Annotated in this window: 11 protein-coding genes; 7 read left to right on the top strand and 4 right to left on the bottom strand. The window is 36.4% G+C overall.

Annotation, left to right across the window (positions count from 1 at the left end):
- Positions 1 to 975: a Fic family protein gene (locus LDX54_RS08730; RefSeq protein WP_198202976.1), complete on the top strand. Its 975-nt coding sequence runs from the start codon at positions 1 to 3 to the stop codon at positions 973 to 975.
- Between the two features lie 739 nt (positions 976 to 1714).
- Positions 1715 to 2089, top strand: coding sequence for a hypothetical protein (locus LDX54_RS08725; RefSeq protein WP_265667401.1), 375 nt, complete (start codon positions 1715 to 1717; stop codon positions 2087 to 2089).
- A 1511-nt stretch (positions 2090 to 3600) separates the two neighbouring features.
- Here LDX54_RS08725 and LDX54_RS08720 read toward each other — a convergent pair.
- Positions 3601 to 6588, bottom strand: a complete 2988-nt coding sequence (locus LDX54_RS08720; RefSeq protein ID WP_265667402.1) for a TIM-barrel domain-containing protein — start codon at positions 6586 to 6588, stop codon at positions 3601 to 3603.
- A 157-nt stretch (positions 6589 to 6745) separates the two neighbouring features.
- Between LDX54_RS08720 and nagA the strand changes: the two genes are divergently transcribed.
- The 4 genes from nagA (at position 6746) to LDX54_RS08700 (ending at position 11095) form a co-directional block, all read left to right on the top strand.
- Positions 6746 to 7900 carry an N-acetylglucosamine-6-phosphate deacetylase gene (gene nagA / locus LDX54_RS08715; RefSeq protein WP_265667403.1) on the top strand — a complete coding sequence of 385 codons (1155 nt, stop codon included), beginning with the start codon at positions 6746 to 6748 and terminating at the stop codon, positions 7898 to 7900.
- Positions 7901 to 8102: 202 nt separating this feature from the next.
- Positions 8103 to 9746: a malolactic enzyme gene (locus tag LDX54_RS08710; RefSeq protein ID WP_122026571.1), complete on the top strand. Its 1644-nt coding sequence runs from the start codon at positions 8103 to 8105 to the stop codon at positions 9744 to 9746.
- 6 nt (positions 9747 to 9752) lie between these two features.
- Entirely contained in the window at positions 9753 to 10718 is a 966-nt protein-coding gene (locus LDX54_RS08705) for an AEC family transporter (protein WP_198202982.1), read from the top strand.
- A 251-nt stretch (positions 10719 to 10969) separates the two neighbouring features.
- Complete coding sequence (locus tag LDX54_RS08700) at positions 10970 to 11095, top strand: hypothetical protein (RefSeq protein WP_255524987.1); 126 nt, start codon at positions 10970 to 10972, stop codon at positions 11093 to 11095.
- Between the two features lie 113 nt (positions 11096 to 11208).
- On the opposite strand, the gene LDX54_RS08695 is transcribed toward LDX54_RS08700, so the two are convergent.
- The 3 genes from LDX54_RS08695 to LDX54_RS08685 all read right to left on the bottom strand — a co-directional run bounded on the left by LDX54_RS08695 (position 11209) and on the right by LDX54_RS08685 (position 12242).
- Positions 11209 to 11289: a type II toxin-antitoxin system YoeB family toxin gene (locus LDX54_RS08695; protein ID WP_233557734.1), complete on the bottom strand. Its 81-nt coding sequence runs from the start codon at positions 11287 to 11289 to the stop codon at positions 11209 to 11211.
- Positions 11290 to 11376: 87 nt separating this feature from the next.
- Positions 11377 to 11661, bottom strand: coding sequence for a type II toxin-antitoxin system RelB/DinJ family antitoxin (locus LDX54_RS08690; protein ID WP_198202650.1), 285 nt, complete (start codon positions 11659 to 11661; stop codon positions 11377 to 11379).
- A gap of 143 nt (positions 11662 to 11804) precedes the next feature.
- A complete protein-coding gene (locus LDX54_RS08685) occupies positions 11805 to 12242 on the bottom strand; it encodes a GNAT family N-acetyltransferase (RefSeq protein ID WP_265667405.1) in 438 nt (145 codons plus the stop codon).
- 1584 nt (positions 12243 to 13826) lie between these two features.
- Here LDX54_RS08685 and LDX54_RS08680 point away from each other — a divergent pair.
- A complete protein-coding gene (locus LDX54_RS08680) occupies positions 13827 to 15410 on the top strand; it encodes an ABC transporter ATP-binding protein (protein WP_265667406.1) in 1584 nt (527 codons plus the stop codon).
- Positions 15411 to 15440: the final 30 nt, after the last annotated feature.

Genomic DNA, 15440 nt, shown 5'->3' with positions numbered 1-15440 from the left:
ATGGAATACGGACAAAAATTAGCTGTGATTACAAACCTAAAAAATAAGATGGATACCTATAGACCATTATCTCCGCTTGAAGTAAAGCAGCTCGAGCAAAATATCAGAATTGAGCATGTATGGTCTTCTGCTGCAATTGAGGGCAACACCATGACCGAGGCTGAAACTGCCGAGATTCTTAACGGAGGGCTAGGCGCAACTATTCACGGTAAGACCATTAAGGAAACACTGGAAATCATTAACTTAAATGAAGCTTATGACTATATGCAAAATTTAGCAATTAAAAAACAGCCAATTCGCAATGAGGATATTAGAAACTTGAACCGAATTGCAACTTTGACAACAATTCAACCGCAAGAAGAAGCCGGTAAGTATCGCAATATTGATGTTTACCCTTATGGTTCAGAATCACGTCCTTACGCCCACTTTTATGAAATACCCGAGAAAATGCAACAATTACAAGCTTGGAGTAATGAAGCACAAGACAAGTTGCACCCGGTGCAGTATGCGACCGACTTGCACCAAAAATTCGTTACTATTCACCCGTTTAAAGATGGCAACGGACGTACAGCACGGCTTTTAATGAACCTAGTCTTAACAGAAAATGGTTATCCAGTGGTTAATGTTAATCCATCTAAACCCGCACGAGAGCAATACATGAAAGCATTAGCTGTTTCCCAGCAGCCCAATAATGATCCTCAACCATTTAGAAATTTGATCGCTGATTATGTAGAAACAGAACTTAAAAATCGGATTTTAAGTCTGCAATATGCTAAAAAAAATGAAGAGGAAGCTCAAAAAGATTTCAAAAATAGTCAACTTGATTGGGACAAGCTACAGAAAGAATATGAGGCATCTAAGAAAAAACAGCAGTCAAAGCCAACCGATAGTCAAGCGAAACTTACTAAAAACTGCGCTGAACAACAGAATAGAAAGAAGCAGGGGCTTGATCATGACGATGGACTTGAGCTTTAATTAGATCCAAAACTTCATTATAGGATCAAGCAATGGTTGGGTCTTTTTTAACTCTTTGTCAAATCTAGTTGATAAAGAATAAATGAATACAATCAAGCAGCTAATCAACAATTGCAGGAATTAAAAGTGGCTCGTTTGCTTCTACTATATTGCTAAGCAAAATTGCTCAAACTGCTATAAACTGCTATATAGAAAAGGAAAATCGAACTCACACATGCTTAATTTCGTATCAAGACCATAAAAAAGATATTCAGAAGGATTTACTTTGAAAATCACTGGTATATTTGTGGGAAAAAGTAGCAAAAAGCATATTATCCTTAATGATATTTGTGCTGCCAAAAATAATTTTACTAACATGCTGCTAGTCGTGGCCAAGTGATCGACCATCCGAGAAAAAATGAGGAAATGATCAAAGCCTGCATTAATTCCAAATCAATTTTGAATTAATAAAAATAAATTAAAAATATTGTTGACTTTTTATTAATTACATATTACATTAAAATTAATCATATATGATTAAGAGAAGTATATAATAATAAATTGATAAAAGGAGGAAATAATCATGAAACGAGCCAACAAATTAATTTCAGTTGTACTGTTATCTAGCACATTATTTGTATAATCTGCCCCCGCTGTCACAAATACTGTATCATCAGCTTCTATTGATAATTCTGCTTACGCTCAACCATCTAATGTCTTAAGTCAAGACGTCGTAAACAAAATTGACCCATATGTAGAAGTGAAAAATAATAAATATGTTCTTAATGACGATGTTAAAAAGGTTATTACTTATGCTGAATATGTCTCTGCTCAAGAAGTAATAGCCCATACCAATCAACTTATTAATGGATCATCTTTTGTAATAAATAAAAGCACAAAAACTGCAACTTTAGAATTTGAAATTAATAATTCTGGAAAATCAGTTAGAGTTTTACCATCAACAGAAGATTCTAAAATTCAACCCCGCGCAAAGCATCATTTTGGTGTAAATAAGGTTGAATTTGGATGGAATTACATTAGAGTTTTTATAGATAAACGCACTGCTAAAGCTGTTGCTTCAGGCGGTCTTGCAGGTCTCACAGCTATTATCACCGCTGCTGTTGACCCTGATTGAGGCCCTATAGTAGCTGCAATTGGTGCTTTTCTAAGTTCGACAATTGGTGACAATATTAAAGGTGGCGTTTGGTTTGATGTTAATTGGATACTTACTGGCATCAATCACTATCCAGTAATTACTCAGTGGGGCTGGCAATAATTCAATTTATAAAAGACAAAATGAATAGAAAGAAAAAGACTGAATCTGATTATTATGAATCGGTGAAATATCGTAACGCATTAGCGTACGGAATATCGACTGGAATTATAGTTTTCATATATCAAATATATTTATCACCTTACATAACTAATAGGTGGACAAATATTTTTGTACAATTTTGCATTATACTTTTGGATATTTTTATAGTTAATTGTGTGCTTCATTGGTATGACCGCAACAAAAAATAATTTAAATCAAATATTTTGTAGTCAATAAATGTGACGTATAACTAGAACTTAGACATCCAATTATTATGCAAAAGCCAATGTACGATTTTGATATTGATACGACCTCTGAAATTAAGATAATTTTTGAGGTCGTATTTTTATGGTTAAATTATCTTAATTTTGGTGGTTAACATTAATTACTAAACGATTTTTCGTATACTTTTTAATTTTAAGTTAGCACCAGTTGTTCATTAGATTGCACCCCTTTTGGTCTTCAAAATAAACAGGATTTAACTAAGATTATGAGCGCAATTAAGCATAAGGGAGTCACACTGCATTTTTTCGTCTTTGCGAGGCTTTTTGAAGATTCTAACCTGTAGAGTTGATGAATAACATCATTCTAGAGCTTTATAAGTACCAAACTGAGAGCGAACGTAAGAGAATTAAGGAACGGAAACGGCAGGACACAACCAATTGCTAAATCTGAGGGCTGCTATCATGGCCGCAAGCCCAAATTCAATAAGAACAGTCTCCAATTGCAACACGCCTTTAAACTTTACCAAAGTGGTATGACTGATATTGCTGTCAGCAAGGTAACTGGAATCAATCGGATAACATTCAAACGATATAGAGAAAAATTAGGGATTACCCAGATAAGTTAATCAGGTTCTTGTGCAAGATCAGTTTAATCATGCTAGAATATAACTATAGAGAAAAAAGAAGCCTTGCAAAAACAAGACTTCCTCTCTGAATTTCAAGCAGCCGCTTTAAAGGCGGTTAGCTAGATTATAGTTTGGTTAAAGACCAATCCCATAACGTGCTAAAGTTATTGTTGGGACGGTCTTTTTTTATTTGTGTTTGTCGATATAGGTCAACAAGACAATAATAAACGAGGCAAATGTCAGCGCTAATTCTAGCGCATGGTACACACTCAATAGCTGGACACCTTTCTAAAAGATTTCGTGCCATTAGCACCCTCTTCCTTCAAGTGAAACAGCCAACCGCCCTCAAAACAATTTGCTATCAATTCAAACTTCATTATAGCAAATATTGCTCTATTCCTAAATGATGATGTGAGCCCCAAATTTAGGACGACTTTTAGGAGCTCAGTACATATTAATTTCGTGTTTTTCTTATATTTAGTTATCTTTTTGCCCTGAAAAAGATAATTTCTCTTGCTGCAACAATTGGACCGGATGATTGATAAATCGTCAGATGCACTTTTTTAGCGCGCACATCCCGCAAGCCTACTACCTTGTTTTTAGTATCAGCCTTCCACTGTAAGTGGTCTGCGTAAGTAGTGTAGTTTTCACCATCTGTTGAAACAGCAATTGAAACAATAAGAGGATCACCATTATGATCAATATTCCGGGGCACAAAAACCATTCTACTTAGCTTTTCAACCTTTTCAAAGCTAAAAGTTAATTCCAGCGGTTGTTCAGGTGAAACAGTTTGGCTAGTTTGCCATTCGCTCGCCAATTTCAGGTCAGTCAAATAGGACAGGGGATGGTTTTCTTTACTATCACAGTTGCTGGTTACCTCAATGTTTTCAATCGCATAGTCTTTGGCAGCGTGTTTCGTAATGACACCGAAAAGATCAGACCATTCAGAAACTTTATTTCTAATGGCATAACGCATCCTAATAATATAGCGGGTATTAGGCGCTAACTCATGAAAAGTAAAACTTTTGCCGGTAATGCCAACATAAAGAAGATTATTAATTTCAATCTGGACGGCACTCTCATGAGGCCAGGCAAGTTCAAATGAATGAGCCGAGATCTTACTTGAATCTACTGCCGGTAGTTTTGGTGACGGTAAGACGCCACTGGTAATTTCGTGTACTAACACGTTTTTGCCATAGTTGAAGTTACGGACTGTGATTTTTATTTCAGTGGCGGTAATATCTCTAGCGGCTAATTTTATTTGCAGTGCAGTCTGCGTGTTCTTATGGTATTTTTTAAACTCATCGAGGCCGTAATTAGTATTATAAAAAATACCTTCATGAGCATGATTGAAAGCAGCCAGCGAGCCGTATTCTTCTACGGGGACAACTTGATCATTAATTTTAATAGTTACAGCATCAGGGTAAGAATCGCACATAATTGTCAGACTGGTAGGTTGTTCAACGAATTTCTTTGTCAAGTTACCCTCAGTCGGTGCAATAGTGACCACCAGCTTTTCCTGCTCAACTTTACTGCAGATTTTAGTAGTATAGCTGTTACTTGCAGCAATTGTCCCATCATCGTCATAGCTAATGGCTTCACTCTGCTCTTGGGGATAAAGTAGAAAATCACGTTTATTCCAGTCAAAAATACTGCCACCCCGAACAAAAACCGGCAGATGCCATAGTGGGAAAGTTAAGTTATTGTAGACCTTGCCGCCTGCATATTTTTTACCGGTAAAAAGGTCGATCCACAGCGTTTTTTTGCCTGGCAAATATAAATTATCTTTACGAGAATCACCGTTTTTGTCTTCGCGACCATTCGTAATAGGAGCAACTAAAAGGTCGGGTCCCAACATAAACTCATTGCCAAACTGGGCTGTATAATTAGCACGCTCATCAGGAAATTCGCTGAACAGTGGCCGCATAATCAGCTCGCCGCTTTTTGCCCGTTCATTTAACGTATAAATGTAACTGGCTAAATGCTGACGCAATTTAAGATAAGCCAGATTAATTTCAGTTATTTTCTTATTATAAGCAAACGGGTTTTTACTGAAATTACCTTGATCATCAAAGTTAAATAGTAAAGCGGTAAAACTTTTCCATTCAAAGTCACGGACATTGATTTGCGCATTGCCGCCGCCTTGCAGACCATCAACTGCTGCCCCAACTAAAGGCTGACCGGAAAGATTTGCTCCCAGTAATCCCGCAACTTGATTAGTAATATTGTCCCAGTTACCACCAACACCACCAAAAATTAGTGCGGCGTTTTTTTGCATGCCGGTACTGCCACTATCAGCTAGCACTAATGGCCGCTCTTTTTGTGATTCACTTTGGAGTTTTGCCGTATCTTGAGCTGCTTCGCCAGCTGCAGTATAAGTAAAGTCAGTTTTTTCAGGTAGATCAACTTCACCCTGATGCCAAAATCCGGGATGAACACCCTGAGTTTGCGCGTATTCATTAAAGAAACTAAGAGCCTGCTCATTTTCGGGTTGCTCACCATAATTAGGGACAAACCAGCTTATTGGAAAATGCATGGCGTGATAGCGATCAATTAGCGCTCTTGCGGAAAACTGGTAGTTCTCTTCCCCATTAAGTGAGGCCTTACCCGAAGCGGAATTTTCATCTTTGGTACGGGTATAATAATTGTTGCCAATTTTGCTGGCATTACGTTCCTGGGCATGGCTTGGCTGCCATAAGGTCGTGCAGAAATTGCCGATATGGCCGAGACCAAAAGCATATTTAGGCAGTAACATCGGCTTGCCCGTTAAAGTGAAATAACGCTGTAAAATTTCCTTGGGTGTAGCGCCAAGGAAGTAAAAAGTGTCAAAAACAGCATCTTGATGAGCGAGGATGGTAACTCCCCGCTGGGTTTTACCAAAATCATAGCTTCCCGCTGCAGTGGTATTTCTTAATTCACCATAACCGGCATTCGACCAGAAAAAGGGGACAGGCATAATCACGCCGCCTTTTCCCGTTATTTGATCATGCTTAATTGCGATTTTATGGCCTTTATGACTAAAATAACCGTTTTGCAGTCCACCACCGTAGAAAAATTCGTTTTGGTTTTCTGCTAAAAATTCTCGCGTTTCGTTTTCACTAAATTCAAGTGGTTGCGACTGACGCATCCTATTATGATGCAGCGATTCATCAAAAATACTGAGCACAGCCGGATTTTGACCGAAGATAATTTGATAGTTGCCGGTATGAATGATTAAGGAATCATTGGTAGCTCTGACCTGAGAATTGGTAAAAGCAGTATTATCAAATTGCGCCAGCTGAATGTTTGCGTTTCGATTTTCACTAAAATTTTGCTCTGGATCAATTAAAAGGCGAAAAATACCGTCAGCTAAGACGTAAAAGTGCGCAATTTCGCCAGTGGCAAAGTGTAATTCATAATAATGGTCACACTTGCTGGCACCAGTAAGTGCTCCCAATGAGTGTTTATTTGTTTGCGTATTTTGAATCATGATTTTTGCTTCCTAATTAGTTACCTATACCACTATTATAACTAAAAAATTAAAACTTTCCGTACTATTTGAAATTGAACTGGTAAAGACCAGTTGATTAGGCTAAAATGAAGCTATAAGTAAGAGGTTTATTTTATAAAAGAAAGGCCAAAATATTATGACTTATTATATTCATGCAGATAAATTCTTTCTTGAAAATGTAACTGAACAAGGTGGTTACTTAGAAGTACAAGATAATGGTAAATTCGGCTTTTATTATACCGAAGACCAAAAGCCAGAAGGTAAAATTGTCGATTATAAAGGTAAGTGGATAGCACCGGGACTTGTTGACACTCACGTTCACGGGTCACTAAAAGAAGACGTAATGAAAAGTGACTGGGCGGGAATTAACCACTTGTCAGAAGGCTTCTTGCGTTCAGGTGTTACCAGCTGGTTGCCAACGACTTACACTGCCGGTGCTGATACATTAAGCAAAATTTGTCAGATGTTTGGCGCCCATAAGGGTGAAGAAACTGGTGCTAAAATTCAGGGACTTCACTTTGAGGGCCCATACTTTACTGCGGAACATGCTGGTGCGGAAAATCCGAAATACTTGCTTGACCCTGATATTAACCAGTTTAATCAATGGCGCGAAGAATCAAAAGGACTTTTAAATAAAATTTCTCTTGCTCCTGAAAGAAAAGGTGCTAAAGAATTCATTCGTGCAGCTGTTAAAGAGGGCGTAGTTGTAGCTTTAGGACACTCAAGCGCTACCTTTGCAGAAGCTAAAGCCGGTGTTGAAGCTGGTGCCACTATGTTTACTCATACCTTTAACGGGATGCCTGATCCGTCACACCACGATACATCAATTTCTAACGCGGCAATGGTGCTGCATAATGTGACAGATGAGTTGATCTGTGACGGTCACCATGTTCAAAAAGAAATGGTACGGGCATTAGTTCAGCTTAAAGGTGCCGAACATATTTGCTTGATCACAGACTGTATGGAAGCTGGCATGATGCCTGATGGTGACTACATGTTAGGTGAGTTGCCGGTTTATGTTAAGGAAGGCATGGCGCGCTTAAAGGGTGGCAATAATTTAGCTGGTAGCATTTTACAATTGAAGACTGCAGTTAAAAACGTTGTTGATTGGAATGTTGCTACGCCGGAAGAAGCAATCATGATGGCCTCTTACGTACCGGCTAAGAGCGCTCATGTTTTAGATAAATGTGGTTCAATTGCTCCTGATAAGGACGCTGATTTCTTAGTATTAAACCCAGATATGACTTTAAGCGAAACTTACTTAAATGGTGAATCACGTTACAAAGCATAATATGACTAATTGATTAAATTATAAAAAGCCAATTCATCAAGTTGAATTGGCTTTTTGCTTGTTATTATTAACTATATTTAGCTATTTATTATACACTATACGCTTTTACTATAAGTTAAATTAATTGCACTTTTTTCACCCCGGATATAGTCTAAGAATATAGTACGTGCTATTAATAATTAAATAGACGGAGAGTGAGAAAATGGCTAAAACAGGACAAGATAGGTTGAATGACCCATTTTTGAATAAAGGGACTGCTTATACAGAAGAGCAGCGAGAACAATATCATTTAGTAGGGATGTTACCGCCAAAGGTGCAGACTCTTGAAGAACAAGCTCGCGATGTTTATTTACAATACCAGGAAAAATCAACGAATCTAGAAAAACGAATTTTTCTAATGACGATTTTTAATACTAACCGCGTGCTGTTCTTTAAAATTTTTAGTGAACATGTCACTGAATTTATGCCTATTGTGTATGACCCGACAATAGCTGAAACTATTGAAAATTACAGTCATTTGTTTGTGAATCCGCAATATGCCGCATTTCTGTCAATTAATGAACCGGATAAAATGGCAGAAACATTAAAAAATGCGGCTGATGGCCGTGATATAAAACTAATAGTGGTTACTGACGGTGAAGAAATTTTAGGAATTGGTGACTGGGGCACTCAAGGCGTCGACATTTCTGTTGGCAAGTTGATGGTTTATACTGCTGCAGCTGGTGTCGATCCAGCATGTGTATTACCCGTAGTTCTTGATGTTGGTACTAATAATGATAAATTACTTAATGATTCGCTTTACTTAGGCAACCATCAGCGTCGGGTGAATGGAGATCCTTATTACCAATTTGTTGATCGCTTTGTGCAAACTGTAGAAAAGCTGTTTCCGGGACTATATTTACATTTTGAAGATTTTGGCCGGGATAATGCTGATAATATTTTAAAACATTATCGTGATCATATTCTAACCTTTAATGATGATATTCAGGGTACTGGAGTCATTGTTTTGGCTGGTATTTTGGGAGCCTTAAAGATTAGCGGACAAAAGTTAACCGAGCAAAAGTATGTCTGCTTTGGTGCTGGAACTGCTGGTACTGGAATCGTGGAACAAGTCTACGCTGAGATGTTGCAAGCAGGTTTACAGCCTGATGAAGCACGCAAGCACTTTTACTTAGTGGATAAACAAGGATTGCTTTTTGAAGATACACCTGATTTAACACCAGCGCAAAAGCCTTTTGCAAGAAAACGTTCTGAGTTCAGTAATGCTGACCAGCTTAAAGATTTAAAGAGTGTCGTGCAGGCAGTTCACCCTGACATTTTAGTAGGAACTTCAACCCGTTCAGGTGCTTTCACTCAGGATATTGTGACGGAAATGGCTGCCCATACCGACCGGCCAATTATTTTCCCATTATCAAATCCAACTCAATTGGCGGAGGCAAAAGCAGAAGATTTAATTCATTGGACTAAGGGCAAAGCCTTGGTAGCAACTGGTATTCCTGCTGATCCAGTTGAATATAATGGCGTCAAGTATGAAATAGGTCAAGCCAACAATGCTTTGGTTTACCCCGGACTTGGTCTTGGTGCTTTAGCTGTTAATGCCAAAATTTTAAGCGATGAAATGATTAGTGTAGCAGCCCATTCACTTGGCGGCATTGTTGATTCTAGTAAACCAGGTGCAGCGGTTTTGCCACCAGTCGAAAAATTGAATGTCTTTTCTCAAACTGTAGCGAAAGCTGTGGCTAATAAGGCAATTGCTGATCATCTTAACCAGAACGATTTTCAAGATGGTGAAAAAGCTGTAGCAGCACTTCGCTGGACGCCAGAGTACGCAGATGAGCAGGAGTGAGAATAAATGCAAGCCTTTATTACTTCGTTAACCAGTGTAGTTGAGCTGTTACTTGTAATTGCCTTAGGTTATTGGCTGCGCACGAGTGGCAAACTGGGTGACCAGTTTAAAGGCAATATTTCTTATTTGATTATGAATATTGCTCTGCCTGCTTCAATTTTTGTTTCTGTTTTAAAATATTTGAATCGACAAAAATTGTTCGGTTTAACAGGTGGCTTAATCTATGCCATTATCTGCTTTGCCCTAAGTTATTTGTTTGCCTGGTTATTATGCAAGGTTTTGCGAATTCGCAAGGGTCGTCGTGGTACTTTTATTAATGCCATTACGAACGCCAATACCATTTTTATTGGCCTACCATTAAATATCGCCTTATTTGGGCAAAAAAGTATGCCATACTTTTTAATTTATTATGTTTTAAATACTGTTTCTACTTGGGCAATTGGTGTCTTCTTCATTTCTAGTGATGATCCGACCGCACAAAAGAATAAGCAGCAAAAATTTAACTGGAAAAAGTTGTTGCCAGCGCCACTAGTGGGATTTTTAATAGCCTTGATTTGCTTACTGGTTGAAGTCCCAATTCCTGGCTGGATTACTGCTGTATTGAGCATGGTCGGCGGCATCGTCACGCCGATGTCACTGATTTATATTGGTATTATATTGGCAGATGCTGGTTTGAAGTCAATCCACCTCGACCGCGATACTATCTGGGCATTACTTGGCCGCTTTATCTTAGTACCAGCTTTAATGATTATTTTAATTGTTGTTGGTGCTAATTGGTTACCAGCTTTGACTGGTTTAGCTAAACAAACATTAGTTGTGCAATCTGCTACTCCTGCTTTGGCAGTTTTGCCAATCTTAGTGGGTGAATCGCACGGGGATGTGCAATATGCCACCAACGTTGTGACCACCTCAACGGTCTTATTCGTAATTGTTGTTCCACTAGTTTTGGAAATTACCCAAATACTAATATAATTAATAAAAATTTTGTAATATAAAACCCGTCTTTGATCGTATAAATAAGGCGGGTTTTTATTGTGTTATTTCTTCTTTTATTAATTTTAATATGATAGGCTTTTCGCAGTGGATCCCATAGAAAAGGGAGAAATTTATTATGCAAGTTGTTAACAATCACTTTGCTCAGACGGCTAGCAAAAACTAGTTACACTGCTTAGATCAAAATATGATTATGATATGTAAAAGAATATAATAAAGGTTGCTTAATATTGGAACATAGAGAATTAGTCAAATCAAAAGATATTTCTGATAAGGGATTAAAAGCAATGGATGAATCTGTTGCTAATTTAAAAAAAGGAAAGGTGTCCGCACCAATAGATTTATCAGACTTTTAGATGAATAGTATATTTAAAGAAATTGCTAGTTTTGTGAATGTAAAGATTTATACATATAAACATATAAAAATCCTCTTAGTTAAATTGAAATCTAACTAAGAGGATTTTTAGCTTTAATTATAGTGAGTTTTGCAAGCTATAATAATTAATCGCTCATTTTTAACTGTGTAAACTAATCTATCTACATTATTTATTCTTCTTGACCAACCAATTTGATATTTTAATTTTTCCGGCTTGCCAATTAACATATTCATTCCAAGCTTTATCTAAAAATTCTACTGTCATTCTTTCTTCTGCTCACTATTTAAAAGATGATGTGAATGGATATCCTGATTATTGTTAATCTTTTTGAAACGCTGATTTAGTTCAGCTTGATTTTCCTCACTATAAAATGGATCCCTAACTTCAAACGGTAAACCACCTTCAGCAATACTTTTCTTTATAAATATATTAATGGCAGTCGAAAGATTAAGGCCTAGGCCGTTAAATATTTTTGTAACTCGGTTTTTATCTTCTGAATTAACTTTAACTGAAATCGAAATTTTGCTTTTTTCTGGACTTAGCATTATTGATCACCTCATATGCATAGTAGCACTTTAGATGTATTATGAAGTATAGTTAATTGCTTTAAATTTATATATAATGTACTAGCTAAATTATTATTAGTAAACATTTATAAACAACGAAAATCAATTACAGTTTAAATAAATTATTTTATGGTTTTACCAAATCTTTTCTGCATTTTATTACTGGTATAGCCCAGTTTTTCGTAAAATTTATGAGCACCTAAACGTGATTCTCCTGAATTTAACCTAATTTCTTTCATGCCTAAATTTTTAGCTTGTTTTTCCAAAGTGTGCATAAGTTGACTGCCAATGCCTTTCTTTTGGGCAGAAGAATCTACGGCTAAAGCTAAAACGTTGAACATGGGGTCAAAGTAGGTTTCTTCAAAAACTTCTGCATGCAAATAACCTTCAACTTTTTGGGTATTATCATCTTCAAAGACCCAGAGATAGTGGTGTTCAGGATCATTTAGCAGCCTTTTAATGTTAGCGGCCGTTTTTTCGACAGGATAATCATAACCTAGTTCAATTTGATTGATTTTTTGAATAGCTGGACTGTCAGCTACTTGGCATTTTCTAATCATAAAAATTCCTTTCCTATATTTTTTACGTGATAAAGCTATTTTAGCGCTCCCAATATTGATTAAAAAGATTTATTTACATACCTTAAAAATGCGCTCATTTTAAACTTGGATTGGCTTAGTACACTGGTAGTAAAACCGTCTTTTACCATTGTCAAAAATGTATTTTAGTTTTTAAAGAGGAAAACAAAATACTATATAGTGGAAATAATCAAAATAAGCCATTGATTTGGCAATAATGCTTTATAGTTATTCAATATGCAAACAGTATTTGTTATAATTAATTTAGAATTCAAGCAAATTGTTTTGAGGGCGGTTGGCTGTTGATCCGGAAAGGAGATGGTGCCTATGGCACGAAATCTTTTAGAAAGAGAAGCAGTTAATGAGCGTTTACCAGGCATTACAAATAATGTTGGCATTCGCCGCGTTTATTATTGTGTTGTTGGATTATATCAATAATCACAAGAAATAAAAAAGACCGTCCCAATCATACTTTAGCTAGTTAGGGATAGTCTTCTATTTCTCACATAGCTAACCGCCTTTAGAGCGGCTGCTTGTTTTCAAAGAGGTCTTGTTAGCGCAAGGCCTCTTTTCTTCACAATTACATTATATCATGACTGAATTAATTTAGCACGGTGAACTGAGTAATGATTGCGACTAGCATAGCTAGAAAGAGAAGCAGTCAATGAGCGTTTACCAGGCATTACAAATAATGTTGGCATTCGCCACGTTTATTATTGTGTTGTTGGATTATATCAATAATCACAAGAAATAAAAAAGACCGTCCCAATCATACTTTAGCTAGTTAGGGATAGTCTTCTATTACCTAGACAGCTAACCGCCTTTAGAGCGGCTGCTTGTTATCAAAGAGGTCTTGTTAACGCAAGGCTTCTTTTCTTTACAATTACATTATATCATGACTGAATTAATTTAGCACGGTGAACTGAGTAATGATTGCGACTAGCATAGCTAGAAAGAGGAGTGAGCGTTTACCAGGCATTACAAATAATGTTGGCATTCGCCATGTTTATTATTGTGCTGTTGGATTATATCAATAATCACAAGAAATAAAAAAGACCGTCCCAATAATACTTTAGCCAGTTGGGGATAGTCTTCTATATTCCTACTCAGCTAACCGCCTTTAGAGCGGCTGCTTGTTTTCAAAGAGGTCTTGTTAACGCAAGACCTCTTTTCTTTACAATTAAATTATATCATGACTGAATTAATTTTGCACAAGTTGACTGAGTCAGGGATTGCATGTTGCCATTTATAATCGTTTTTTTTACAGTTACAAAATAGGATTAAGGAAAAAATTAGTGCTAACGGGAAATTGTTCAGTATAAATATTAAAAGAAAATAAAATTATCTTATTGACTTTTAAAGATTAAAACCTTATTATTTTGGTTATCTAATATTTATTTTTTATTAATTTAAAAGCCTGAGTTTTAATAATTAAGCTAAAAATTTCTTCACATGGCTTATTGGACAAGCTTAAGAGCAATATTGAATTTAAAAATGAGTATACATACTATAAGTTAAGAACTAGACTAACAAAATGCTATTTAAAAAATATTGAAAGGAAAAACAATGATTATAAAATATTCAAACCCGTGGAGACTCGTCCTGTATGCCTTTTTTGCTCTTTTAAAATCACTTCAAGTTGTTTTTGTCGCTTTCATTTTTCAAAAATTTATTGATTTTGCTCAAAAGCCCCAAGGCAGTTTGATCAAGCTGACTACTTTTGCTGTTTGCGGTCTATTGATATTTGGAATAATTGGCATCATATATCAGTATTTATATTATAAAATTATCGAAGAAATTAATCTTGCCCTGAAAAGTGCGTCTGCTAATTATTTAGTGAATAGCTATGCTGGTCATGACGAAATTGACAGTTCATTTATGACTAATGACCTCAAGCAAATTGAAACTAATAGTATTGAGGCAGAGCTTTCAATTATTTCTGATTTAATTCAATTTCTGGCGGCTGTAATCTCTGCATTTGTTAGTTCTTGGATTATTGCATTGGTATTTTTAATAGCTTCATTTACTCCTGCCGTTATCCAATCTGTTTTTGGTCCTAAGATCGAAAAAAATTCTGAAAAGTGGGAAAAATATAATAGCAACTATACCAATACCGTTAATGAAACTCATTCCGGAGCGGAAATGGCTAATATCTATGATGTTCAATTTTCAATGGTTAACAGGCTGATTAAAGCGGCGAAGCTGATGGAAACGGCTCTTTTCAAAACCAATTGGACTAAAGGCATGTCTAATGAGATGACTATGATAGTAGCATATATTTTCAGTATGTTCCTTCCTTTTGCCATTGGTATTAGTTTCATTGTTAGCGGTCGGCTGACTTTAGGCACTTTTATGATGATTTCACAACTGGCTAATAATTTTATTAATCCTGTAGTTGGTATTTTTGGCTCAGTTAACGATATTAAAACGGCAAAACCGATTTTGCAAAAAATCAAAAAAATCGACTTGCTAATAAAGCCGCAGGGTAGCAATACTGCAACTGCTCCAGACACTTTCCAATCATTACAATTGACTGATGCTGGAGTTAGCCAGGGTAAACAGAAAATTTTTGCCAATGTTAATCTAAAAATTGATTCCGGAGAAAAAGTTCTCCTGCAAGCTCCATCAGGTTGGGGGAAATCAACTTTACTGAATGTATTAATTGGTATTCAACAACTTGATTCTGGATCTTATGAAGTTAATCATTCTGAAGTAAATGGTAATTGGGGAAAATTACACGAGTACTTCTCTTTTATTCAGCAAAAGCCTTTTATTCTAGATGATACATTAAAATACAATATTACTTTAGGTCGGCATGTATCTGAAGAAGACTTAAATTATGCTGTTGAGCAAGCCGGCTTAACTGATCTCGTAAACGAAAAGGACTTGGACTACCAGCTTGGGAAGGGTGGCAGTAATTTATCTGGTGGTCAAAATCAACGAGTTGAAATTGCACGAGCATTAGTATCAAAAAGACCAATATTATTGGCTGATGAAGCAACTTCATCTCTTGATCAGAATTTATCTTTGCAAATACACCAAACTATTCTAAGTGAGTTTAAAGGAACTGTGATCGAAGTAGCACACCACATATCAGAAAAAGAGCAAGAAATGTTTGATCAAATAATTGATTTATCAAAGCAATCTTGAGCTATCAATAAAGCATAGTAAAGTAAGAGA

Source organism: Lactobacillus sp. IBH004, assembly GCF_026185255.2.
Lineage (GTDB): Bacteria > Bacillota > Bacilli > Lactobacillales > Lactobacillaceae > Lactobacillus > Lactobacillus melliventris.
Note: the sequence above shows the minus strand (reverse complement) of the source record. Positions and strands in the feature narration are given on the sequence as shown.